The sequence below is a fragment of the Streptococcus parasalivarius genome, assembly GCF_054785155.1.
This window is the reverse complement of sequence record NZ_BAABOB010000001.1, coordinates 111308-130659: the sequence shown is the minus strand read 5'-3', so window position 1 is coordinate 130659 and position 19352 is coordinate 111308. Positions and strand designations below refer to the sequence as shown.

The following is a 19352-nucleotide window of genomic DNA, read 5'->3' as shown; positions in this document are numbered from 1 at the left end:
TTAGTCTCCGTACAACAATTCTGCACAGAAGCCACAAGCTTCATTATTATCACGACGTTGGCCATAAAAATCTGGACAAATGTGGAATCCATCATCATAAATAGCCTCGAGATTTACCTTGCCATGAGACATTTTAGTCCCTGTCTCCTCTTGAACCACTTGACTCAAGTGCTCACGTAGCTTGTCATTTTCCAACTTGAGGGCCGTATTTTCATCAAGAATCCCTGAGAAGTTCGCCTTAATCGCTTCCACTTCTGCCAACATCGACATCAAATTTTGTGATAATTCCTCGAATTTATCATACAATTCACGCTTTTCCATTTAGCTGAACTTCCTCCACTCCATAAGTTAGGGGCGCACGCCCTTTTTCAAATACAACCTTAATGGTCCCTGCAATTACATCAATGGCAACAACCTGACCTGTACCATCCTTGGTTTCAATGTCATCACCCAAGTCAGGATAACTAGCCTTGCTATCTCGGTAAAAGTCATCTTCATAACTGAGACAACACATGAGTCGTCCGCAGACTCCGTTCATCTTACCAGAATTCAAAGATAAACTTTGGTTTTTAGCCATCTTAATCGATACTGGTGGGAATTCACCCAAAAAACTAGAACAACAAAGTGCCCGACCACAAGGTCCTAGGCCACCATAAATCTTTGATTCCTCACGACTTGAAATTTGGCGCAACTCAATACGTGTCTTAAAGTAAGAAGCCAGATCTTTGAGCAATTGACGAAAATCTACCCGTTTTTCAGCTACAAAACTGATTAACACATAAGAGTTATTTAGTGGAAAGACAATATCAACCACCTTCATATCTAGCTGATTTTGAGCAATTAAATCAGCTACTACTCCCATACTCTTTTCAGCCTTCAAAAGATTTTCATCATATCTAGCAAAATCATTCTCTCCTGCCAATCCTTCAACCCGATTCAAATCCGCAGGCAAACTAACCTCAGGAAAATCTGTGTTTTCCATGACAACCTGGGCTAGGCGCTTATCTTTTTTCTCCAAAACGACTACAAAGTCATCTTTGGAGTAATTTTTATCAGGAACAACATATTCTACTGCTCCAGTTTCCTCAAATTTTATTCCAATGACTTCTGTCATGATAATACCATATACTCCATCGCATTTTGAAAGCTGACATTAGCTAGCCACATTTTTCGTGCCTCATAAACTAAGCCTAACCATCGTCTTGCTTGTGGATTTCGTATATCCTTCCCCAATTGATAAGTTAAAAAAGCCCAGACCATCTCTTGTTCCGACTTTTCACTACACTGGACAGCCAGTTTTGCAACATCCAAATAAAGCAGGTCCTGATTAGATAGCAGGGACTGTGTGAAACGCTCTACTGTATTAATCAGATCAAGAATCCTATTATCCTTAGTTAAGTCTAAAGCCTGAACATCATCTTTAGCAAAATCCGCCAACACTTTGGCTTGTGTCAGCAACAAGCCTTCCTTCTGCAGCAATTCTTCTAGATAAGCCCGATTCTTAGGAAAATAAAAGAGTTGAGCTCGACTTTTAATCGTCGGTAAAATACGACTATCATCAGCTGTCAAAAGAAAAATATAAATCTGACTTTGAGGTTCTTCAATAAACTTTAATAGACTATTGGCAGCATTGACATGCATCTTATCTGCATCACGAATGATAAACACCTGAGCCTGCCCCTCAAAACTCGATTGACTAAACTCTCTGGTCAACTGACGAATCGTATCCGTCTTAATAATCTGTCCTTGTGGCTCTACTAATTTAACATCAGAAAAGTCCCCCTGTGCAATCAAGCGACAAGGACGACAATGACCACAAGGTAGACTATTCTCAGGAGTCACACAAAATCGACTCTGTGCTAGCCAAATAGCCATGTCGAGACTTCCAAAATCACCCGAAAACAAATAAGCATGACTCAAACGATTTTCCCTGATAATTTGTGAAAACTCTTCAAATAGTTTGCTTTGACTTTCAGCTAACTTCATCTTGCTCCTTATAAATAGCCTTTAATTACTTTCCAAGCGTCCTCTACAACATCTTCAAAAGCCTGTGAGGCATCGATTAGCTTGATACGTTCTGGTTCAGCCTGTGCTAAATCTAAATAACCTTGACGTACACGCTGATGCAAGTCAAGCTTCTCTAAATCCAACCGATTGACTTCACGTTCACCGCTGGCTGCAATGCGGGCCAAACCAGTCTCAGAATCCACATCAAACAATAGGGTCACTTCAGGTTTATAACCATCGGTCGCATAGGCATTTAACCAGGCAATCTCATCCTGATTCAAGCCACGGCCAGTACCTTGATAAGCAACTGATGAATCAATAAAACGATCCATGATGACCATATTGCCTTTTTCAAGCTCTGGCAAAACCTTCTCAACCAGATGTTGACGACGAGCCGCAATATAGAGCAAGAGCTCTGTCTTAGCATCCATAGCCGTATTATTGACATCCAAAATAACCTCTCGGATTTGCTCTGCAATAGCTACTCCGCCTGGTTCACGTGTCGTCACAACCTGAGCTGGATAAACCTCTCTTAAACGTGGCAAAAGTGCCTCCAAAACTGTAGTCTTTCCAGCACCGTCCGGCCCTTCGATTGAGATTAATAACCCTTTTGACATGATACTTCCTTTTTTATTTTTTCACCTTCTATTTTATCAAATTTTAGCTTAGATGGAAGAAAAAAAGAGGTTTCTCCCCCTCCTTTTTTCTATCTAAATACTTCTGACCATGCCGATTGCAGGTTTCGAACCTGTGACCTACGCGTTACGAGTGCGTTGCTCTTCCAACTGAGCTAAATCGGCTGACACAGTCATTCTAACACTATACCCTAAAAAGTCAAGTTCTGTATGAAATTTACAAAAAAGAACTTGGACGAACCGAGCTCTTTCTTTTCTTACAATGATTTGTAAAGTTGACTTGCATTTTCAACAGTGAAACCATATTCTTTAAAGATACGGTCACCAGGTGCTGAGGCACCCCAAGTATCAATAGTAAGTGTTTTACCTGCAAGACCAACGTATTTGCCCCAACCAAAGCTAGTTCCAGCTTCGATAGCTAAACGTTTTGTCACAGCTGCTGGAAGGATTTCTTCTTTATATGCAGCATCTTGTTCATCAAAGAGGTTTTGTGATGGCATTGAAACAACACGAACATGCACACCTTCAGCTTCAAGAGCAGCCTGCGTATCAAGAGCCAATTTCACTTCAGAGCCAGTTGCAATGATGATACCATCAAGATCACCTTTTGCTTCTGAGATGATGTAAGCTCCTTTATTGACACCAGTTTCAGCATTTTCAGCAGTACCATCAAGGACTGGCAAGTTTTGACGTGTCAAGACTAGCATTGTTGGACGTTCAGTCTCAGCCAAGGCACGTTTCCATGCAGCATTAGTTTCATTACCATCTGCAGGACGGATAACGTTAAGGTTAGGCATTGAACGCACACTTGCCAATTGTTCGATTGGTTCGTGAGTAGGTCCATCTTCACCAACTGCTACTGAGTCGTGCGTCATAACATAAGTTACTGGCAAGTTTTGAAGAGCTGCCATACGTACTGCTGGAAGCAAGTAGTTTGAGAAGACGAAGAAGGTACCACCATAAACACGAGTACCACCATGAAGAGCAATACCATTCATCGCTGCAGCCATAGCAAACTCACGCACACCAAACCAAATATTACGTCCAGCATAGTTGTCTGCTTGGAAATCAGACTCAGCCTTAACCATAGTATTGTTAGAAGCTGAAAGATCTGCTGAACCTCCCCAGAATGAAGGAACTTGTTCAGAAATCTGTTGGATAGCTTGTTGGCTTGATACACGGCTAGCTACTGCTGAACCCAATTCATGAGCATTCAAGTTAACGTGTACAGGTTCATTTGCAAAGGCAGCCTTGTATTCAGCAGCCAATTCTGGGTAAGCAGTTTCATATTCTGCAAATTTAGTTTGCCAAGCATTTTCAGCAGCTTCACCACGGAATTTAATACCAACTTCAAAACGACGAGCAACTTCATCTGGAACTGTAAATGCCGGTGCATCATAACCGTATACACCTTTTGCGTGATCAATACCATCTTGACCGATTGGAGCACCGTGGACAGCTGATGTTCCTTGTCCTTCAGCTCCATAACCAATGATTGTCTTAACTTCAATGATAGATGGTTTATCTGTCTCAGCCTTAGCTTCTTCGATGGCTTTAGCAATAGCTTCCAAATCATTACCATCTTTGACAAGAATGTGTTGCCAACCATAAGCTTCAAACTTAGCCTTAACATCTTCTGTGAAAGCCATTGAAGTTGGTCCATCAAGTGAGATATCATTTGAATCGTAAAGAAGTACCAACTTACCAAGTTTAAGGTGACCAGCAAGACTGGCAGCTTCTTGAGAAACACCTTCCATCAAACAACCATCGCCATGGAGGGCATAAGTATAATGGTCAACAATATCAAAACCAGGTTTGTTAAATTTAGCTGCCAAGTGTGCTTCAGCCATTGCCATACCTACAGCATTAGCAATCCCTTGACCAAGAGGACCTGATGTTGCTTCAACACCATCAGTATGGTTAACTTCAGGGTGACCTGGAGTCTTAGAGCCCCATTGACGGAAATTCTTCAAGTCATCCATTGTTACATCATAGCCAGAAAGGTGCAATAGACTATAAAGCAAGGCAGAACCATGACCAGCAGAAAGAACAAAACGGTCACGGTTTGTCCAGTTACGGCTAGTCTTTGGATTAACATTCATCACATGGTTCCAAAGCACATAAGCCATTGGCGCTGCACCCATAGGAAGACCTGGGTGCCCAGAATTCGCGGCTTGAATTGCCTCGATCGAAAGCGAACGAATAGTGCTGACCGCCATTTGGTCAATTGCATCAAAAGTCATGATTCTAACTCTCCTTTTTGGAAAAAAATGCGGAGCATACAGACTATTAGCGTCTGAGCTCTAGTTATACTATTTTAATTATAGCATATTATCTATCTCTTTGGGCAATCCAATTCTATTTGTGAAACCCTAAACCTATAAAATATAGGACCTAAAGCGTTCGTTTTTACAAACCAATAGCATTTGTCATATCCCAAGCAATTATTAAATCTATTCATCAAAAAAACAAAAAAGCCGAGGGAAACCCCGACTTTATGTAAAATTATTTAACGAAGTCAAGCAATGCCAAGAAGCTTTCAGCTTCAAGTGATGCACCACCAACAAGAGCTCCGTCAACGTCTGGACAAGCCATGTATTCAGCAACGTTTTCAGGTTTAACTGATCCACCGTATTGAACACGTACTTTGTCAGCAACTTCTTGACCAAAGTCAGCAGCTACAACGTCACGAACAACTTTACACATTTTTTGTGCGTCGTCTTGTGAAGCTGATTTACCAGTACCGATAGCCCAGATTGGTTCGTATGCGATTACTGTTGAAGCTACTTGTTCTGCAGTCAATCCAGCAAGAGCAGCTGAAACTTGAGCACCTACGAATTCTGCTGCTTTACCAGCTTCGTAAGTTTCAAGTGATTCACCACAACAGATGATTGGAAGCATACCGTTAGCAAAGATTGCTTTTGCTTTTTTGTTGATGTCTTCATCAGTTTCGTGGAAGTAGTCACGACGTTCTGAGTGACCGATAACAACGTAGTCAGTACCGATTTCTTTCAAAACTTGTGGGCTAGTTTCACCAGTGAAGGCACCAGCATTTTCAAAGTAAGTGTTTTGTGCAGCAACTTTAAGGTTTGAACCTTTAGCAGCGGCAAGTACAGCTGTCAAGTCAACTGCAGGAGCTGCGATACCAGCTTCAACAAGATCTGATGAAGGAAGTTTTGATGCTACAGCTTCAACGAATGCTTTTGCTTCTTCTGGATTTTTGTTCATTTTCCAGTTACCAGCGATAAATGGTTTACGTGACATTTCACATACCTCTTCTTTTATTTATTTACTCGTTTATTTTATCACAAATCCCTTACTATTACTAGGATTTTAGGAAAATTCCGAAAACTCGATCTGCTTTATGTCTATTTATCACTATCAAAACTTAGCTTAAGGACCTTAAACAGTTTAAAAGTATAGAATCACAAGTATTTTTAAACACCAAAAAGAGCCGAGTAAACTCGACTCTCTCAATTATTGTCTGACGAATAATTGTATTGGGAACTTAATATTAATTAAGCTTCGATTTCAGATACGATACCTGAACCAACAGTACGTCCACCTTCACGGATAGAGAATGTTGTACCTTGTTCAACGGCGATTGGGTGGATCAACTCAACGTCGATAGTCACGTTATCACCAGGCATAACCATTTCAGTACCTGCAGGAAGTTCGATTGAACCTGTTACGTCAGTTGTACGGAAGTAGAACTGTGGACGGTAGTTGTTGAAGAATGGAGTGTGACGTCCACCTTCTTCTTTAGAAAGGATGTAAACTTCACCTTTGAATTTAGTGTGTGGGTTGATTGAACCAGGTGCAGCCAATACTTGACCACGTTCGATTTCATCACGTTGGATACCACGAAGAAGGACACCGACGTTATCTCCGGCAATACCTTCGTCAAGTTGTTTACGGAACATTTCAACACCAGTAACAACTGCTTTTTGGATTTCTTCTTTAAGACCAACGATTTCAACTTCGTCATTGACACGAACAACACCACGGTCGATACGTCCTGAAGCAACAGTACCACGACCAGTGATTGAGAATACGTCTTCGACTGGAAGCAACAATGGTTTGTCAGTGTCACGTTCTGGTTCTGGAATGTATTCGTCAACAGTGTTCATCAAGTCCATGATGATATCTTCGTATTTAGAATCACCTTCAAGAGCTTTAAGAGCTGAACCTTGGATAACTGGAATGTCATCACCTGGGAAATCGTATTCTGAAAGAAGGTCACGGATTTCCATTTCAACCAATTCAAGCAATTCTTCATCGTCAACCAAGTCAACTTTGTTCATGAAGACGATAAGGTGTTTAACACCAACCTGACGTGAAAGAAGGATGTGCTCACGAGTTTGTGGCATTGGTCCGTCAGTAGATGCTACTACAAGGATCGCACCGTCCATTTGAGCGGCACCAGTGATCATGTTTTTAACGTAGTCCGCGTGTCCTGGCGCGTCAATGTGAGCGTAGTGACGTTTTTCAGTTTCATACTCAACGTGTGCAGTGTTGATTGTGATACCGCGTTCACGTTCTTCTGGAGCAGCGTCGATTGAAGCGTAGTCTTTTGGTGTGTTAACTGCGCTAGGAAGACGACGAGCCAATACAGTTGTGATAGCAGCTGTCAAAGTAGTTTTACCGTGGTCAACGTGTCCGATTGTACCAATGTTAACGTGTGGTTTACTACGATCGTATTTTTCTTTTGCCATTTAGGAAAAGCCTCCAATAAAATATATTTTATAGATAGACAGTAGGCAATACAGTCTAACTTTACTCTACTATTCTATCAAAATGTCATAGAATTGCAAGTATTTTATATAGTTTTCAGTTTTTCTTTAGAGTAATTACAAATATTCCTTTCAATAATTCTATTTCTACTGCTCCTATTAGATTTCACTATCTTCATACTACTGCCTAACACCATCTAACGAAAAAAGAAGCCGTATTAACGACTTCTTCTTAAAGGTACGATTTTTTCATCTTGATTTTCCAATTCTTGAGTCTGAGATAACTCATCCTCAATCGCTTGAACAATATTATCACGCTTTTCATTAGCAGCGATGTTCAAGACAAAGGCTATCCCAACTGAAGTCACTAAAAGAGAGTTACCTCCTTGTGAAAGGAAGGGGAAGGTAACCCCTGTTGATGGAATCAGCCCTGAGATTCCTCCGATGTTAACGAAGACCTGCATTAGCATTAAGGCACCTACACCCAATGCCATCATAGAGTTAAAAGGATTTCGTGCCTTGACTCCCACAATCATAATACGAAGAATGAGGAAAAAGAGGAGGGCCAGAATCAAGCCAGCTCCGATAAGACCTAACTCTTCAATTGCAATTGAAAACACAAAGTCTGTTGTAGCTTCTGGGAGATAACCAGTTTTTTCAATCGAATTTCCAAGTCCAAGACCGAACCAGCCCCCATTACTCATAGCATAGTAAGAATGAGATAGCTGGAGACCAGATCCAGTCAAATCCTTGAACGGATTAAAATAGGCTGCGAAACGCTTGGCAACATATCCAAAGATAGGTACCTTAGCCATGGTTTGAACCCCAACCAAGGCAATTAACCCAAGGAAGGCTGACGAAATCCCAACAATACTGGCAAACAAGGCCGTAAACCAACGGTAGCCAACACCAGAAATTGAAAACATCACTACTGTAGTCAACACAATGATAGCCGCATTCCCCAAGTCAGGTTGGATAGCAACCAAACCGATCATACCAAGCAAATAGACACGCCAGTCATTAAGTTCCTTACCATTCCTAGGAATCCATCTATTCTTCGTCAAGGCTTGGTAGTCATAACGTTCTATGGCAGACTGTTTTTTTGAAAAAGTGTGTGCCAAGAACCAGACAACAATGATTTTAAGGTACTCCGCTGGTTGGAAAGACAAGGGACCAAGCACAATCCAACCATTGGCACCATTAATCTCCCTAGTGAAAAATTTGGCAATGACCAAAAGTAAAATCTCAAAGGCAATAACAACACCCAAAAGCTTATCTTTCCTGAGAAAGTTCAACTTCAGTCGGTAGATGAAAAAAATAGAGAACAAGGATACCAACCAAAAGGCTCCTTGGTTTATAACAGATGCAAAGGGATTGGCTCCCAAGGCCACTAAACGAGCACTTGTTGTTGAATACACTACTATTAGACCAACCACGGATAAGATTAAATAAGGTATCAAGATGGTGTAATCTAAAAGATGCTTCTTTTCAATTTTCATATCTTAAAAAAACTCATACTTTCTATTACGTTACTCTACATTTTATCTAAAAATATAAAGCTAACAGCTTATATTATAACACTTTGACACCTTAAACTAAAGTAAAAGCTAAATTAACCGTTTTCAGGACTGGAAATCTGATTTTTTATCTTACCTTCAGATATGTTTTACAATGAACTTTCTTTGATAACTTAGCTACTTCTTAGGTTTTCTTTCACGACAAATAAAAAACGGGACCAAAGTCTCGTTTTTTGTTGTCTTATTTTGTACCGACACTGATACGATTAAGTGCTCGACGGAGAGCAACCTGAGCACGTTGAACTTCATCAATACGGTCAGATTTAGTTGCTTCTTCCAAGTCACGTTCGGCACGTTGCTTGGCACGTTCGGCACGAGAAACGTCAATGTCGCGTTCACGTTCTGCTGAATCGGCAACGATAGTAATAAAATCATCTTTAACTTCGATGATACCACCGTTTACGGCAATCCAATCGACGTGACTCTCGTCATCCACACGACGAACCTTGAGTTCATCCACTTCAAGTGGTGCAATCAAGTTAATATGGCCTGGTAAGATACCAATTTGACCATCTTTAGTAACCGCGTGGATAAAGCTGGCATGGTGGTCATATTTCAGACCATCCGGAGTTACCACTTGTACGGTCATTTGTGCCATATCTTCACCTCATTAGTAGCCCATAGCTTTAGCTTTAGCTACTACATCCTCAATTGGACCTACGCTACGGAAGGCATCTTCTGGAAGATTGTCATATTTACCTTCAAGGATTTCTTTAAAGCTACGAACGGTTTCAGCAACTGGAACATAAGAACCTGGTTGACCTGTAAACTGTTCAGCAACGTTGAAGTTTTGTGACAAGAAGAATTGGATACGACGAGCACGTCCAACCAATGTTTTTTCTTCGTCTGACAATTCATCCATACCAAGGATAGCGATAATATCTTGCAATTCACGGTAACGTTGAAGCACACGTTGAACTTCAGTCGCAACAGCATAGTGTTCTTCACCAACAATTTCAGGTGAAAGGGCACGTGAGCTTGATGCCAATGGGTCAACGGCTGGATAAATACCCATTTGTGTCAACTTACGTTCAAGGTTGGTTGTTGAATCCAAGTGAGCAAATGCTGTAGCTGGCGCTGGGTCAGTATAGTCATCGGCTGGAACGTAGATGGCTTGGATTGATGTAACAGAACCTTTTTTAGTTGATGTGATACGTTCTTGCAATTGACCCATTTCAGTGGCAAGTGTAGGTTGGTAACCAACGGCTGATGGCATACGACCAAGAAGGGCAGAAACCTCAGAACCTGCTTGAGTGAAACGGAAGATGTTATCGATGAAGAGAAGCACGTCTTGACCTTCAACATCACGGAAGTATTCCGCAATTGTCAAACCAGTAAGAGCAACACGCATACGTGCTCCAGGTGGTTCGTTCATTTGACCGAAGACCATGGCTGTTTTCTCAATAACGCCAGATTCTTTCATTTCCCAGTAAAGGTCATTACCTTCACGTGTACGTTCACCAACACCTGTAAACACGGAAATACCACCGTGCTCTTGGGCAATGTTGTGAATCAACTCTTGAATAAGAACGGTTTTACCAACACCGGCACCACCAAAGAGTCCGACTTTACCACCTTTAAGGTAAGGGGCAAGCAAGTCGATAACTTTAATCCCTGTTTCAAGGATTTCAGTAGATGTTGACAATTCATCGAAAGTTGGTGCTTTTTTGTGAATTGGTTCACGCTCTGCATCTTCTGCAAAAGGTGCTTCCAAGTCAATGGTATCACCAAGAACGTTAAAGACACGTCCAAGGGTATCTTTACCAACAGGAACGCTGATTGGACGACCAGTGTCCAGAACTTCTAGTCCACGAGTCAATCCATCAGTAGATTCCATGGCAATGGTACGAACCACACCTTCTCCAAGTTCAAGAGCTACTTCGAGCACGATACGTTTAGACTTTTGTTCATCAGTATAAACGACCAATGCATTGTTAATCTCAGGGAGTTTATCACCGGCTGCAAACGCTACGTCTACAACAGGACCAACAACCTGAGCAATTTTGCCTGAGCTCATTGTTTTCTCCTTATGATAGTTTTTTGGATGACAATCATCCCTTTTTCATGTGTGTCTAATTAAGACAAATCTCTGCTATTCAAGTGCACTTGCACCACCAACAATTTCAGTAATTTCCTGAGTGATGGCAGCTTGACGCGCACGGTTATATTGGATTGTCAAATCGTTAATCACGTTCTTAGCATTATCAGTGGCTGTCTGCATTGCAGTCATACCCGCTGCGTGCTCAGCTGTTTTGGCATCTACGATAGCACCGTAGATAAGACTCTCCGCATATTGTGGTAAGAGTTGATCCAAAATAGTGTCACGATCTGGTTCCAATTCAAACTTGGTCAACACATGACCTTCTGATTCATTGGGATCCAAATCAGCGATAGGAAGCATTTGTTCCACACGAACTTCGCTAGACAAACTGTTAACATGGTGGTTATAGCACACATAGAGTTCATCAAAAAGTTCATTTTGATACATTCCTACAGCTTTAGAAATGATTTTTCCGACTTGATCAAAACTAGGTTGATCTTCAAGGCCACGAAGTTCAAAAGCAACATTCATGTTACGAGCCTTGAAGAAATCTGAACCTGTTCCACCAATAGAAATGATAGCATATTCATCTTCAGAATCATGGTCACGTTTAATCATGTCCAACACAGCTTTAAGAATTGTTGAGTTATAACCTCCAACAAGTCCTTTATCTGAAGTAATGACAATGTAACCTGTCTTACGAACTGGGCGTGCATCCAACATTGGATTTGACGAACCATTAATCAATTCTGAATGTAGAAGATCTGTTGTGATCTGTCTAATTTTTGAGGCATAGATTTGGAAATCTTTAGCAGCTTGCTCAGAACGTGTCAATTTTGATGCAGAAACCATTTGCATGGCTCCTGTGATCTGACTCGTTTTCTTTGTTGAAGCAATTTTTGCTTGGATTTCTCTTAGAGAGCCTGCCATATGCTGTCCTCCCTATTTCTATTTGTATTCTGACTGATCTTTGAAAGCTTGGATAGCTTCATTAAGTACAGATTCCTCAGGAATATCCTTAGTTGTACGAATAGTTTCAAAGATATCCTCATGGTGACTATCAAAGTAGTCATAGAGTGCTTCTTCAAAATCCAAGATTTGATCAACCGGAACACTATCCAAGAAACCGTGTGTCAAAGCGTAAAGTATAACAACTTGTTTCTCAACTGGAAGTGGTTTATGAAGCGGTTGTTTCAAAACTTCGATTGTACGACGACCACGGTTCAATTTCGCTTGAGTCGCAGCATCCAAATCTGAACCAAATTGCGTAAAGGCTTCAAGTTCACGATATGAAGCCAAGTCAAGACGAAGTGTACCAGCAACCTTCTTCATCGCTTTAATTTGCGCTGATCCACCTACACGTGATACGGAAGAACCCGCATCAATGGCTGGACGAATACCTGAGTTAAACAAGTTTTCTTGCAAGAAGATTTGTCCATCTGTGATTGAGATAACGTTTGTTGCGATATAAGCTGAGATATCTCCGGCTTGCGTTTGGATGATTGGCAAGGCAGTAATTGAACCACCACCAAGATCATCTGAAACCTTAGCTGAACGTTCCAAAAGACGTGAGTGGAGATAGAAAACATCCCCTGGGTAGGCCTCACGACCTGGTGGACGACGGAGAAGCAATGAAAGTTCACGGTAAGCCACGGCTTGTTTAGACAAATCATCATAAACAATCAAGACGTGTTTTCCGTTATACATGAACTCTTCAGCCATTGCAACACCAGCGTAAGGTGCGATGTAAAGCAATGGTGATGGTTGTGATGCTGAGGCAGTCACAACGATTGTGTAATCAAGAGCACCATGTTTACGAAGCGTTTCTACTTGTGTACGAACTGTTGATTCTTTTTGACCAATAGCCACATAGATACAGATCATATCTTGACCTTTTTGGTTCAAAATCGCATCAATGGCTACTGAAGTTTTACCAGTTTGGCGGTCTCCGATGACCAACTCACGTTGACCACGTCCAATTGGAACCAAAGCATCAATGGCCTTAAGACCAGTTTGCAATGGCTCTGAAACTGATTTACGTTGCATAACACCTGGAGCAGGTGTTTCAACTGGACGGAAACCTGTTGTTTCGATGTCACCAAGACCATCAACTGGTTGCCCAAGTGGGTTTACTACACGACCAATAAGGGCTTCACCAACTGGAACTTCCATGATTTTTCCAGTACGTTTAACAATATCGCCTTCACGAATTGCTACGAAATCCCCCAAGATAATGATACCGACATCATTAGTTTCAAGGTTTTGAGCCATACCATAGGCACCATTTTCAAATTCGAGCAACTCACCACTCATAGCATTATCAAGACCACGAGCACGTGCGATACCGTCACCGATATAGGTAACGACACCAGTTTCAGTGACGTCAAAGTTTGGCTGGAAGTTTTCAATTTGCTTTTTAATTAAAGCGCTAATTTCTTGTGCGTTAATTGCCAAAAGTCACACCACTTTCTATTTCAAATTCGTTTTAAAGGTTTGCAATTGACTGCGAATTGACGTGTCAACAACCTTATTCTTTGCTTTGATGACGAATCCTCCAATGAGGTCCTCATCAATTTTTTCTACTAAACGACGTGTCTTAATCTCAAATTTTTGTGAAACTATCGCCAAAAGTCTAGTTTTTTGTTCTTCAGACAAGGGACTTGCTGATGTCACAGTGACATCGTAAGTGTTGTCTTCTTGATCAAAGAGCTCAAGAACCAATTTCAAGACATCATAAAGAATGTTAGCTCGGTCATTGAGTGAAATTACCTCAAGAAAATTGTTCATGTATACTGAACAAGACTCTTGAAACAAGCTCAGACTTTCTTTTTTAGCCTCACTTGTCACATTTTCTTGAGACAAGAAGGTTTTTAGATTTGTTTCAGCAAAAACTGTTAGGATTTGCCTTACCTCTTCTTGGATTGTTGACACGGCGTCTTGTTCAAAAGCGACTTCTACCAGACTTCTGGCATACTGCTCAACAAGAGCTTGTGTTTTCTTATCCATTAAGCATCTCCTAATTGATCAAGATAGCTATCAATCAAGTCAGATTGCGCTTTTGCATCAAGGTTTTGTTTCATGACTTTTTCTGCCAAAAGGACAGTCAAGTCAGCAACCTCACCTTTAACGCCAGCAAGTGCTTCCACACGGCTTTGAGCGATATCTTGATTTGCTTTCTCTTTCAAGCGTTTAGCTTCATCATGTGCTTCTGCAATGATTTTTGACTCTTGAGTTTTACCAGTTTCCTTGGCCCCATCAATAATCTGAGCTGCTTCTGTGCGAGCACCAGCTAACTCATCTTGACGTTTTTGTGCCAAGCTCTCTGCTTCTTGACGAGCATTTTCAGCACTATCAATATCTGTGGCAATTTTCTTTTCACGAGCGGCAAAAATTCCTGTAATTTGATCCCATGCGAATTTACGAATGAGGTAATACAAGAGAAAAACTGAGCCGAGCGTAATAATGATATTACCAAGTGTCGTACTATTAATCAGTAATGACATTTCATTTCTCCCTTTCTTAATTATTCTTCGTTGACTTTATCACCAATGTAGTTAGAACTTAGGATAATAAAGACATAGGCTTGAATGAACCCAATAAAAGCTGAAAAGGCAACCCAGACAAGGTTCAAAGCAAAGGATACAGGTGCTGCAAAAGCAGACCATTTTACCAATTGAAGAATCAAGCCGGTTAGTACCTCACCAGAATAAATGTTACCAAACAAACGCAAAGCCAATGATGCAAGATTGGTTAACTGTTCCAAAATGTTCATCGGAAACATTGCTGGATATGGTGAAAGGTAGCCCTTTAGATAGCCTCTAAGCCCTTTTTTACGGATCCCCTCAATATGACTAACGAGGGTAATAATCAAAGAAAGAGTGATAGTAACACCGAAATTCGATGTTGGAGAAGACCAAAAATTGTAATGCTCACTTTTAACAGATACAAGCAGACCTAAGTTGTTTGCTGTAAACACAAAGGTGAAAATTACAAACAAGAGCAAACTATAATTTTTTGTGAATTTTCCAAGATTTTGAGAAATGGTGTTGTTCACAAATTCATAGATGAACTCAAGTACATTTTGTTTTCCCTTTGGTTTAATGGTCATCTTACGACTTGACCAAAAAACCACTCCAAATACGATAATTACTGTCAAGAGAGACATGGCAAGGATCGTCAAGTCAAAATCAATCCCAAATAATGAGACGGTTGGATTACTTGTAGTTTCCACTGCTCATCCCTCCTTCATCTTTTTTATTTGTCTATTAGACAATGTAGCTAAGGGCAAACAATACGAAGAAGGTACCTTCGATGAAGGCAACACCAGTAAACATCAATGTTTGAAGTTTGCTAAACATCTCAGGTTGGCGAGCTGCAGCTTTAGCGATATTGGCAACGAGGATACCCTCACCAAGAGATACACCCATAACGGCCAAACCGAGGGCTAAGATAGTTAAATTCATAGTCGAATTCTCCTTTTAATTATTTTTACCATGCTATTTTAGTCCTATTTTTCACGAAAGTCAATGAATTGACGGTTTTTTGGACTTTTTCACTGACTTTGCCTAACATTTTCACTTTATTTGCGTAAGCGTTTACTTTTAATGGAAAACTTTCTTCTTATTTCATAAAAACAAGCCTAACCTATTATTGTTAGACTTATTTGGGAGATTTATGAAAAAAAGAAAGATTCACTGTCTGACTTAAAGTCAGAACAAGTGAGGGTTACCGAACGACGTTCAGTAATACTTATTAGGATGGTTATAGTATAGCTTGGGTGGCTTAAAGAAAGCTGAAAAATAAAGATTCTTTATTTTTCCTCAGCGAAAAAACACGGCATTCCGCCGTGTCTCTTTCTTTATTTCACCAATTTCTTCATCTCTTCAATACGTACGACTGTCGCATCGTATTTAGCTTGGTAGTCTTCTTGTTTGTCGCGTTCTTTTTGGACGACTTCTGGTTTGGCATTGGCTACGAAGCGCTCGTTAGAGAGTTTCTTACCAACCATGTCGAGTTCTTTTTGCCATTTGGCCAATTCTTTTTCAAGACGAGCCAATTCTTCTTCGACATTAAGAAGGTCAGCGAGTGGCAAGTAGATTTCTGCACCTGTAATGATGCTTGACATAACCAAGTCAGGTACTTCGACATCTGCTGCAATTTCCAAATGTTCTGGGTTTGTGAAGCGTTTGATGTAGTTGACATTATCATTAAAGAAAGCATCGAGCTTGCTGTCGCTTGTCTTGATCAAGATAGTGATTGGTTTACTTGGCGCTACGTTCACTTCTGCACGTGAGTTACGAACGGAGCGAATCACATCTTTAAGGGCTTCAACACCAGCTGCCGCTTCTTCGTTTTCAAACTCTGGACGAACCACTGGGTATTCCGCAGTCACGATTGTTCCTTCAGAGATTTGTCCAAAGATTTCCTCTGTCACGAATGGCATAATTGGGTGGAGGAGACGAAGGATCTTGTCCAAAGTGTAAAGGAGAACAGAACGTGTGATAACTTTCTCTTCTTCGTTGTCGCTATAAAGGACTTCCTTGGTCAACTCAACGTACCAGTCCGCAAACTCATCCCAGATGAAGTTGTAGAGGATGTGTCCAGCGACACCAAACTCAAACTTATCAAAGTTTTCAGTGACCTTTCCGATCGTTTCGTTGAGGTTGTGGAGAATCCAGCGGTCTGTGACATTTCCAGCTTCCTTGTTGACAACTTTTTCCACATTGGCAGTTGCCTGCTCAAGAGTCAAGCCTTCATTGTTCATGAGGATGTAGCGAGAGATGTTCCAGATCTTGTTAATGAAGTTCCATGAAGCATCCATTTTCTCATAAGAGAAGCGCACGTCTTGACCTGGTGCAGAACCGTTTGAAAGGAACCAACGAAGGGCATCTGCACCGTATTTTTCGATAACATCCATTGGGTCAATACCGTTACCAAGGGACTTAGACATCTTACGTCCTTGCTCATCACGGATAAGACCGTGGATAAGGACATTCTTAAATGGTTGGCGACCTGTGAATTCCAATGATTGGAAGATCATACGAGACACCCAGAAGAAGATAATATCATAACCAGTGACAAGTGTTGAGGTTGGGAAGTAACGTTTGAAGTCTTCTGAGTCGACATCAGGCCAGCCCATAGTTGAGAATGGCCAGAGGGCAGAACTGAACCAAGTATCCAAGACATCTTCGTCTTGTTTCCAGCCGTCACCTTCTGGTGCTTCTTCGCCAACGTACATTTCACCCTCAGCATTGTACCAAGCAGGGATTTGGTGACCCCACCAGAGTTGGCGAGAAATTACCCAGTCGTGAACATTTTCCATCCATTGAAGGAAGGTATCGTTGAACCGAGGTGGGTAGAAATCAACCTTATCGTCTGTGTCTTGGTTAGCGATGGCATTTTGGGCCAATTGGTCCATCTTAACGAACCATTGTGTAGACAAACGTGGCTCAACAGGCACACCTGTACGCTCTGAGTGACCAACTGAGTGAGTCATTTTCTCGATTTCGACAAGAGCACCAATTTCTTCCAATTTCTTAACAACGGCCTTACGTGCTTCAAAGCGGTCCATACCGTTGAATTCGCCAGCCAATTCATTCATGGTACCATCATCATTCATGACGTTGACTTGCGGAAGATTGTGACGTTGACCAACCAAGAAGTCGTTAGGGTCATGAGCAGGAGTGATTTTAACCACACCAGTACCAAATTCAGGGTCAGCGTGTTCGTCTCCAACGATTGGGATTGGCTTGTTCAAGATTGGCAAGATAACATTTTTACCAATCAAGTCTTTATAACGCTCATCATTTGGGTTAACCGCTACGGCAGTATCCCCAAACATAGTCTCAGGACGTGTTGTTGCCACTTCAAGGGCACGTGAACCATCTTCCAACATATAGTTCATGTGGTAGAAGGCACCTTCGACATCCTTGTGAATAACCTCGATATCAGAAAGGGCTGTACGAGCTTTTGGATCCCAGTTGATGATAAATTCACCACGGTAAATCCAGCCTTTTTTGTAAAGTTCTACAAAGACTTTACGAACGGCTTTTGAAAGACCTTCATCAAGGGTGAAACGCTCACGAGAGTAGTCTACAGAGAGTCCCATCTTACCCCATTGTTGCTTGATAGTTGAGGCATACTCGTCTTTCCATTCCCAAACTTTATCAAGGAATTTTTCACGGCCAAGGTCATAACGAGAAATGCCGTCTTCAGCCAAACGCGCTTCAACCTTAGCTTGAGTCGCAATCCCTGCGTGGTCCATACCAGGAAGCCAAAGTGTATCAAAACCTTGCATGCGTTTTTGACGGATGATGATATCTTGAAGAGTTGTATCCCAAGCGTGACCAAGGTGAAGTTTACCAGTTACGTTTGGTGGTGGAATAACGATTGAATAAGGCTTAGCCTTTTTATCGCTAGAAGGCTTGAAAACATCCTCATCAAGCCATTTTTGGTAACGACCAGCCTCAACCTCGGCTGGATTGTATTTAGGTGAAAGTTCTTTAGACATGTGTTTGTCCTTTCTCTATATAAAAATTATCTAAATGGTATGAATTGCTAAATAATTTACATTTTACGATTTATATACTCCATTAAACTCTCATGTAAAATATCTGACTTTTTAGTAGCATCTTTTAATTTTTGGTGTATCTCCTCTAAACTTTTGACATATTCTTCAAATTCATTAGCTAAATCTTTAGGAAACTCTTCAAAAGAAATTTTTATTACACCATACTTATTTTCAAAGTAATCCATATAAGTTTTTACTTTCTTTTTTCGCTCCTCCAATACATCTTTTGGAATTTTTTTTAACCTTTTAGATGTTTCAAAAAAATCATCTACCCACTTATTTCCTTTGGAAGAATTACAAGATGAACAGGCTGGGATAAGATTTGAGATTTCATGGATATAACCAGAAGGTCTCTTATCTACAATTAAAGGTCGTATATGATCCCAGGAATTTGCCCTGTTCTCCCCACAATAGACGCATAAATAATTTTTGTCCTTATCCAACTCTACCAATTTTTTAGAAATGATATCCTCATAATCCGATTCAGTTGGCTTAACATAAGGAATAATACCATTAAAAAAAGCATTCGTAACAGAAGAAGAACGGCCACTCGGTTTAGTTCTACTCATAGCTTTCACTTCAATAGGCATTCACAACACCTCCATTTATAATATTAAGTATTAATTTAAAACATCACATCCAAATATTAACGTGGTTTAAAGCAATATAAAATCCCTGCCATAACTATGACAGGGACGAATGTGTATCCGCGGTACCACCCAGTTTTGAGTGGCAACCACTCACAGCTTTCTTGATTCAATTTGACCATCAGCAACCAGCTTTGACATT

18 protein-coding genes and 1 tRNA gene are annotated in these 19352 nt (G+C 40.9%); all 19 read right to left on the bottom strand.

Features of this window, described 5'->3' with window-relative positions:
* On the bottom strand, positions 1 to 321 hold the full coding sequence (gene yabA / locus ACYVQ1_RS00630; protein WP_002887582.1) for a DNA replication initiation control protein YabA: 321 nt from the start codon (positions 319 to 321) through the stop codon (positions 1 to 3).
* Positions 308 to 1114: a regulatory iron-sulfur-containing complex subunit RicT gene (gene ricT / locus ACYVQ1_RS00625; RefSeq protein WP_461249485.1), complete on the bottom strand. Its 807-nt coding sequence runs from the start codon at positions 1112 to 1114 to the stop codon at positions 308 to 310. Before ricT ends, yabA begins: the two co-directional genes overlap by 14 nt.
* Positions 1111 to 1986 (bottom strand): DNA polymerase III subunit delta', encoded by an 876-nt coding sequence (locus tag ACYVQ1_RS00620; RefSeq protein ID WP_461249484.1) that lies wholly within the window; start codon positions 1984 to 1986, stop codon positions 1111 to 1113. The genes ricT and ACYVQ1_RS00620 overlap by 4 nt, the downstream gene beginning before the upstream one ends.
* Positions 1987 to 1994: 8 nt before the next feature.
* Complete coding sequence (gene tmk / locus ACYVQ1_RS00615) at positions 1995 to 2624, bottom strand: dTMP kinase (RefSeq protein ID WP_461249483.1); 630 nt, start codon at positions 2622 to 2624, stop codon at positions 1995 to 1997.
* 110 nt (positions 2625 to 2734) lie between these two features.
* Positions 2735 to 2807 (bottom strand) — tRNA-Thr (locus ACYVQ1_RS00610).
* Between the two features lie 92 nt (positions 2808 to 2899).
* On the bottom strand, positions 2900 to 4885 hold the full coding sequence (tkt, locus tag ACYVQ1_RS00605) for a transketolase (protein WP_461249482.1): 1986 nt from the start codon (positions 4883 to 4885) through the stop codon (positions 2900 to 2902).
* Between the two features lie 262 nt (positions 4886 to 5147).
* Entirely contained in the window at positions 5148 to 5906 is a 759-nt protein-coding gene (gene tpiA / locus ACYVQ1_RS00600; protein ID WP_002890214.1) for a triose-phosphate isomerase, read from the bottom strand.
* A gap of 254 nt (positions 5907 to 6160) precedes the next feature.
* Positions 6161 to 7357 (bottom strand): elongation factor Tu, encoded by a 1197-nt coding sequence (gene tuf / locus ACYVQ1_RS00595; protein WP_002890213.1) that lies wholly within the window; start codon positions 7355 to 7357, stop codon positions 6161 to 6163.
* 236 nt (positions 7358 to 7593) lie between these two features.
* On the bottom strand, positions 7594 to 8874 hold the full coding sequence (gene ftsW, locus ACYVQ1_RS00590; protein ID WP_461249481.1) for a cell division peptidoglycan polymerase FtsW: 1281 nt from the start codon (positions 8872 to 8874) through the stop codon (positions 7594 to 7596).
* Positions 8875 to 9133: 259 nt separating this feature from the next.
* Positions 9134 to 9550 carry a F0F1 ATP synthase subunit epsilon gene (locus ACYVQ1_RS00585; RefSeq protein WP_002890211.1) on the bottom strand — a complete coding sequence of 139 codons (417 nt, stop codon included), beginning with the start codon at positions 9548 to 9550 and terminating at the stop codon, positions 9134 to 9136.
* A gap of 12 nt (positions 9551 to 9562) precedes the next feature.
* Positions 9563 to 10969 (bottom strand): F0F1 ATP synthase subunit beta, encoded by a 1407-nt coding sequence (atpD, locus tag ACYVQ1_RS00580; RefSeq protein WP_002890209.1) that lies wholly within the window; start codon positions 10967 to 10969, stop codon positions 9563 to 9565.
* A gap of 75 nt (positions 10970 to 11044) precedes the next feature.
* Complete coding sequence (locus ACYVQ1_RS00575; protein ID WP_002890208.1) at positions 11045 to 11923, bottom strand: F0F1 ATP synthase subunit gamma; 879 nt, start codon at positions 11921 to 11923, stop codon at positions 11045 to 11047.
* 18 nt (positions 11924 to 11941) lie between these two features.
* On the bottom strand, positions 11942 to 13447 hold the full coding sequence (atpA, locus tag ACYVQ1_RS00570) for a F0F1 ATP synthase subunit alpha (protein WP_002890206.1): 1506 nt from the start codon (positions 13445 to 13447) through the stop codon (positions 11942 to 11944).
* 15 nt (positions 13448 to 13462) lie between these two features.
* Positions 13463 to 13999, bottom strand: a complete 537-nt coding sequence (locus ACYVQ1_RS00565; protein WP_461249480.1) for a F0F1 ATP synthase subunit delta — start codon at positions 13997 to 13999, stop codon at positions 13463 to 13465.
* A complete protein-coding gene (gene atpF / locus ACYVQ1_RS00560; protein ID WP_002886161.1) occupies positions 13999 to 14496 on the bottom strand; it encodes a F0F1 ATP synthase subunit B in 498 nt (165 codons plus the stop codon). Before atpF ends, ACYVQ1_RS00565 begins: the two co-directional genes overlap by 1 nt.
* Positions 14497 to 14516: 20 nt before the next feature.
* Positions 14517 to 15224 (bottom strand): F0F1 ATP synthase subunit A, encoded by a 708-nt coding sequence (gene atpB / locus ACYVQ1_RS00555; RefSeq protein WP_461249479.1) that lies wholly within the window; start codon positions 15222 to 15224, stop codon positions 14517 to 14519.
* 34 nt (positions 15225 to 15258) lie between these two features.
* Positions 15259 to 15456, bottom strand: a complete 198-nt coding sequence (locus ACYVQ1_RS00550) for a F0F1 ATP synthase subunit C (protein WP_002886037.1) — start codon at positions 15454 to 15456, stop codon at positions 15259 to 15261.
* Positions 15457 to 15851: 395 nt separating this feature from the next.
* The gene (locus tag ACYVQ1_RS00545; RefSeq protein WP_461249478.1) at positions 15852 to 18503 is read right to left on the bottom strand and encodes a valine--tRNA ligase; all 2652 of its coding nucleotides are present in this window, start codon (positions 18501 to 18503) and stop codon (positions 15852 to 15854) included.
* Between the two features lie 56 nt (positions 18504 to 18559).
* The gene (locus tag ACYVQ1_RS00540) at positions 18560 to 19153 is read right to left on the bottom strand and encodes an HNH endonuclease (RefSeq protein WP_461249477.1); all 594 of its coding nucleotides are present in this window, start codon (positions 19151 to 19153) and stop codon (positions 18560 to 18562) included.
* Positions 19154 to 19352 lie beyond the last annotated feature (199 nt).

What these genes read in the sequence shown, in the direction of transcription:
- yabA (WP_002887582.1), bottom strand. Translation starts at nt 321, where the DNA reads ATGGAAAAGCGTGAATTGTATGATAAATTCGAGGAATTATCACAAAAT.
- ricT (WP_461249485.1), bottom strand. Translation starts at nt 1,114, where the DNA reads ATGACAGAAGTCATTGGAATAAAATTTGAGGAAACTGGAGCAGTAGAA.
- ACYVQ1_RS00620 (WP_461249484.1), bottom strand. Translation starts at nt 1,986, where the DNA reads ATGAAGTTAGCTGAAAGTCAAAGCAAACTATTTGAAGAGTTTTCACAA.
- tmk (WP_461249483.1), bottom strand. Translation starts at nt 2,624, where the DNA reads ATGTCAAAAGGGTTATTAATCTCAATCGAAGGGCCGGACGGTGCTGGA.
- tkt (WP_461249482.1), bottom strand. Translation starts at nt 4,885, where the DNA reads ATGACTTTTGATGCAATTGACCAAATGGCGGTCAGCACTATTCGTTCG.
- tpiA (WP_002890214.1), bottom strand. Translation starts at nt 5,906, where the DNA reads ATGTCACGTAAACCATTTATCGCTGGTAACTGGAAAATGAACAAAAAT.
- tuf (WP_002890213.1), bottom strand. Translation starts at nt 7,357, where the DNA reads ATGGCAAAAGAAAAATACGATCGTAGTAAACCACACGTTAACATTGGT.
- ftsW (WP_461249481.1), bottom strand. Translation starts at nt 8,874, where the DNA reads ATGAAAATTGAAAAGAAGCATCTTTTAGATTACACCATCTTGATACCT.
- ACYVQ1_RS00585 (WP_002890211.1), bottom strand. Translation starts at nt 9,550, where the DNA reads ATGGCACAAATGACCGTACAAGTGGTAACTCCGGATGGTCTGAAATAT.
- atpD (WP_002890209.1), bottom strand. Translation starts at nt 10,969, where the DNA reads ATGAGCTCAGGCAAAATTGCTCAGGTTGTTGGTCCTGTTGTAGACGTA.
- ACYVQ1_RS00575 (WP_002890208.1), bottom strand. Translation starts at nt 11,923, where the DNA reads ATGGCAGGCTCTCTAAGAGAAATCCAAGCAAAAATTGCTTCAACAAAG.
- ACYVQ1_RS00565 (WP_461249480.1), bottom strand. Translation starts at nt 13,999, where the DNA reads ATGGATAAGAAAACACAAGCTCTTGTTGAGCAGTATGCCAGAAGTCTG.
- atpF (WP_002886161.1), bottom strand. Translation starts at nt 14,496, where the DNA reads ATGTCATTACTGATTAATAGTACGACACTTGGTAATATCATTATTACG.
- ACYVQ1_RS00550 (WP_002886037.1), bottom strand. Translation starts at nt 15,456, where the DNA reads ATGAATTTAACTATCTTAGCCCTCGGTTTGGCCGTTATGGGTGTATCT.
- ACYVQ1_RS00545 (WP_461249478.1), bottom strand. Translation starts at nt 18,503, where the DNA reads ATGTCTAAAGAACTTTCACCTAAATACAATCCAGCCGAGGTTGAGGCT.
- ACYVQ1_RS00540 (WP_461249477.1), bottom strand. Translation starts at nt 19,153, where the DNA reads ATGCCTATTGAAGTGAAAGCTATGAGTAGAACTAAACCGAGTGGCCGT.